This window comes from Nostoc sp. WHI (genome assembly GCF_015714725.1).
Taxonomy (GTDB): Bacteria; Cyanobacteriota; Cyanobacteriia; order Cyanobacteriales; family Nostocaceae; genus Nostoc.
Map to the genome: position 1 here is coordinate 1 of NZ_WBKM01000132.1, position 4,024 is coordinate 4,024.

At 47.7% G+C, this 4,024-nt stretch carries 4 protein-coding genes, 1 tRNA gene and 1 pseudogene; 3 read left to right on the top strand and 3 right to left on the bottom strand.

Going from position 1 to position 4,024, the window contains the following annotated elements:
- Positions 1-360: 360 nt before the first annotated feature.
- A complete protein-coding gene (locus F8S12_RS12970) occupies positions 361-951 on the bottom strand; it encodes a hypothetical protein (RefSeq protein WP_196516683.1) in 591 nt (196 codons plus the stop codon).
- 5 nt (positions 952-956) lie between these two features.
- Positions 957-1,667: a hypothetical protein gene (locus F8S12_RS12975; RefSeq protein WP_230967987.1), complete on the bottom strand. Its 711-nt coding sequence runs from the start codon at positions 1,665-1,667 to the stop codon at positions 957-959.
- 108 nt (positions 1,668-1,775) lie between these two features.
- On the opposite strand from F8S12_RS12975, the gene F8S12_RS12980 reads away from it, so the two are divergent.
- From F8S12_RS12980 to F8S12_RS42310, 3 genes and pseudogenes are all read left to right on the top strand, one after another.
- Complete coding sequence (locus F8S12_RS12980; protein ID WP_196516685.1) at positions 1,776-2,291, top strand: hypothetical protein; 516 nt, start codon at positions 1,776-1,778, stop codon at positions 2,289-2,291.
- 14 nt (positions 2,292-2,305) lie between these two features.
- A complete protein-coding gene (locus tag F8S12_RS42305; protein WP_442946800.1) occupies positions 2,306-2,479 on the top strand; it encodes a helix-turn-helix domain-containing protein in 174 nt (57 codons plus the stop codon).
- 560 nt (positions 2,480-3,039) lie between these two features.
- A pseudogene (locus F8S12_RS42310) lies at positions 3,040-3,501 on the top strand (site-specific integrase); the annotation flags it as partial.
- 217 nt (positions 3,502-3,718) lie between these two features.
- Here F8S12_RS42310 and F8S12_RS12995 read toward each other — a convergent pair.
- Positions 3,719-3,793 (bottom strand) — tRNA-Asn (locus tag F8S12_RS12995).
- Positions 3,794-4,024 lie beyond the last annotated feature (231 nt).

The window sequence follows — 4,024 nt, forward strand, 5'->3', positions numbered from 1 at the left end:
CTCCATCCCCTCCGGATTAACCCTCTTACGAAACTGCGGAAACAAACTAGGGTTTCCTCGTCAGTGAGGGCTAGTTGTCCGTTCTCATAGAAAGAGCGTAAGCAACCCAAAACCGCTCCTTGGAAATGTGGCTTATACCGGAGATTTTGAGCATATCCGATTAATTCGCTAAACCTTTGAAGATGCTGAGCCTTGTTGTGCAGGAGGATTAGATACTGCAGAAAGCCCTTCGCTAACTCGTAGATAACGTATCGAGATGAGATAGCTGACACCCCTGCTGGCAAAAATTCCCTTACTTTTTGCTGTGTGGGTTTATTACCAAATACCAGCTCAATTAGGGCAGATGTCTCGAGGAATACATCAGCCATTGGGCTCAAAAGCCATCGGTTCCTGTAAGTCGAAACCTCCTTCGTCTAGAATATCCAACAGGTCATCTAAAACTTCATCGGTAAGATTGATCAATTCACGCACTTTGATCAAAACGGCGCGTAGAGCACTGAGTTTTTTTACATCTAAGAGTCCATTCATTCCCACCGAAAGAGTGAAAAATGTTGATAACAGTTCGTCGTATGTTGGTGACATCCCAAAAAACTGGTTGAGCTTCCTACATTCGTTCCAAAACTTGATGGATTGAATTTCGAACGCTAGTTCCTCCTCTTCAGAAATCCCGTTACAGCGATCAAGCAACGTCCCGAAAAAATTCGCAAGGTCAACCTGAGGGGGCTGAGAATAGCTATAGAGGTCAGAGTGAGTCCATTTAACAACTTCACGGACATCGACGCCATCTCTAGATTCTACTCTGGCAAAGATGGTATACGATGCTTCGACTTCCCTCTCAGCAATCTTGCGCCGGACTTCACGACGAAGTGCTTTTGTTTCCCAAGAACTCGAGCTTGTGAAGTATGACTCTTCTAAAAAAGGTTCATTTGAGGTAGTGACTACGAGGGCCATATCGTTTATATTTCGAGTATTGGCAAAATGCGTGTCTTGACCATCTTTGCATTGCTCTTTGCCAGATCGTTGATCAAAAGATCAGAAATATTTAGGGGTTTAAGGGTGTAGTTATCTATATCGAGGACGACAATATCTGTGGGGGGAGGTATATGTCTGCGGAGGTCATTCAACATCGGACCATTGATGTTAGTTTTAGCTTTTCCTGATCCGATGTTTATGCGGAGGCCGATTTTCTCATCTTCAAATATAAGGATAAATCCAGTGGTCTTTTTGGTATTTAACCGCTCGTCCTCTGACGATGCAAAGAAGCTCCCTCCAGCGCCCGTTTTTATACTTAGCTTAAATATATAATCCTGCACGGAAGCTTTGTCATCAAGAGTGAGATGGTTAACCAAGCGATGTCCTACTCTTGAAGTTGTTTTAATAGCGAAACTTCTGAAGACGAGCGCAAAAAAGGGCGCTGCATATTGCTCGAACAGGTTTGTGTGTTCGTCTAACGACGCCGCCTCTACCGTTGCTCCTTCTACGCCGTACCGCAGTTTTATCTGATGCTCGTCGTGGCTCATCGTCACGTTCGAAGGGTCTCCATCATCCACGACTAAACCGGGAAATAAACCAAGTAACTGATTCGCCAGATCACCCGCACAGTCCCAATGGCGATATCCGTTCGGATATCTCACGTCCATCGTTTGCCTTAGAAGCACCCAGTTCACACGCTGGTTACTATGAGGTTTCCTATGGCGTGCAAGCTAAATTTCAGCGTTCGAGAAAAGATTCATTTTCAGTTTGACTCGAGTTGAATCAAGTAGTATCAACTTGTTGTGAACATAACTGATCTATCAAAAATTGGTATAGAGCTCATCGAAGCATCTAAGGAGGTCGAACGGAAACCGGGGGAGGTTCTGCAAGAGATATTCCCGTTTGTTTATGAGGCGTCTCGGCGGATGAGCGCCCGGGAAATCAGCAAGTGGTTGCAGGATAAATATGATATTCAAATCAGCCAACCGACGCTTTCGCGAGCCTTGAAAGATCCGAAGCAGTTTTGGGACGGATACACTGAAACTATCGAGCCGGTGGCGCGCCGGATAGCTTCGTCGCTGGGAATAAATATTAAATCCGTCCTCTTCAACCTCGGGCAGGAAGATGATATGGCGTTTCATGAAGCCATGCAGGACGCGAAACATAAGCTCTCAAAAAGTGAATTAAAAGACGTTGAAGACGGACTGGTTTTCCTCCGTGAGAAGTGGTTCGTCTTAAGCGACGGCACCCGGAGAGATTGCTCCCCATTCTTTGATGAGGCGCAAGAAGATCCAACTTGGGAGAGCATTTCCTTCTGATCATGCAAGCTTTGATGATCGATCCATTGGTGAGCATAAAAGATGTAATGCGCACTGCTGCAATCAGCCATTCTGAGCTCTATCGCGAATTTGATCGAGGCCGCCTAAAAAAGATTAAGCGCGGACGGAGAACCTATGTTCTCGCCTCTGAACTTCAGCGGTACATTCAAACTCTGGTCAACGTATGACAGTCTCAAGACCAACTCGCATCGTTGATGGAAAGCGCGTGACGAGCCCTTTCTATCGTGGGAAGTATCGCCTCAAAGGGGACCTCAAGCCTACATACATAAGCCTCGGCGTGCGGCACAAGGCCGTTGCGTTGGAAAAGCTGAAACAGGTTATCCAGCAAAAGGAGCTGGAAAGCTGCGGTTTAGCGGTTCCCATGAAAGATCGCGAGTTGGCTCGGCGTGACCTTACTGAAGCGGTAAGTGATTATCTAGATGATCTGCGTTCTACGAGTCGAGACGCAAAATATATTTCCAATGTGGGTGCTAGGATTCGCAATCTTTGCTTAGTTCTTAGGTGGAAAAAATTGTCAGATCTCACAGGGGAGTCGTTCCAAAAGTGGAGAAACGTTCAGACCAAGGCTCCCAAGACTTTGAATGAGTACCTCGATGCAATATCGGGCTTTTACAATTGGCTTCGTGCCCGAAACACGAGTCTACCGGCCAATCCCTTTCAGACGGTTAAAAGAGCGGAAACGAGAGGGAATGAAGTTCGGAGGCGTCGTGCTTTTACACTGGCTGAAATGGTTCGCCTTCTTGCGGTTTCAGGCGATTACAGTGCTGCCATCACGTTGGCTGTAACGACTGGCCTGCGACGGGCTGAGCTCAAATCTCTGAAGTGGAGCGACATCTCTCTTGATTCATCCGTTGCCACTGTGAAAGTCCGGGCTTCTACATCGAAAAATAAGCAAGAGAAGTATCTGCCGCTAAACGCTGACGCAGTAAACGCAGTTTGCAAACTTAGGTTAGATCATGTCGTAAGCGATGAGCCTGTTTTCACTCGTCAGAGCATGCCGGGAATCTGGAAGTTCAAATCTTTGCTCAAACTGGCAAAGATCGAATATGTAAACGCCTGTGGCGAAGTTGCAGATTTCCATTCCCTGCGCCACACCTTTGCAACTTGGCTTAATGCTGCTGGAGTCGCTCCATCTGTCGCAATGGAACTAATGCGGCACAGTGAAATGAGGCTAACGGCGAAAACGTATAACCATTTAACGATGGGAGGATTAGTAGGCGGACTCTCGCTCATTCCATCGCTGATTCCTGACGCACCCCGGTACGCACCCGGATTCGGTCCAGAGAGGGATTCCGAGAAACAGGGTGGGACAAATGATGAAAGAGAGGGCAATTTGCTACCCACTGATTCCGAGATACTTAGCTACGATCTGGGACAAACGGGGACAAACCTTAAAAGGGGTAAAATGGCTCCTGAGGTAGGATTTGAACCTACGACCAATCGATTAACAGTCGATCGCTCTACCACTGAGCTACTCAGGAATTGCGCTTTCTTGCGGGCCGTATAGTTGGACCACGCCATTCCTTCCGGCAAGAAGTTTTTCTCAGGGAAGCGCGACGCGGACTTTCTGGAAAAGACTGGCTTCCAGCACGGTGGCGTCGGGTTCCAGTTCTCCGAGAAACGGAACTCCGCGCTGGCGCAGGAGATCGTCCAGGATGCTCGCGTTCGTGGCGGTGACGGTGTCTGCGGGGCCAATGCCGTTGTTTAAGACG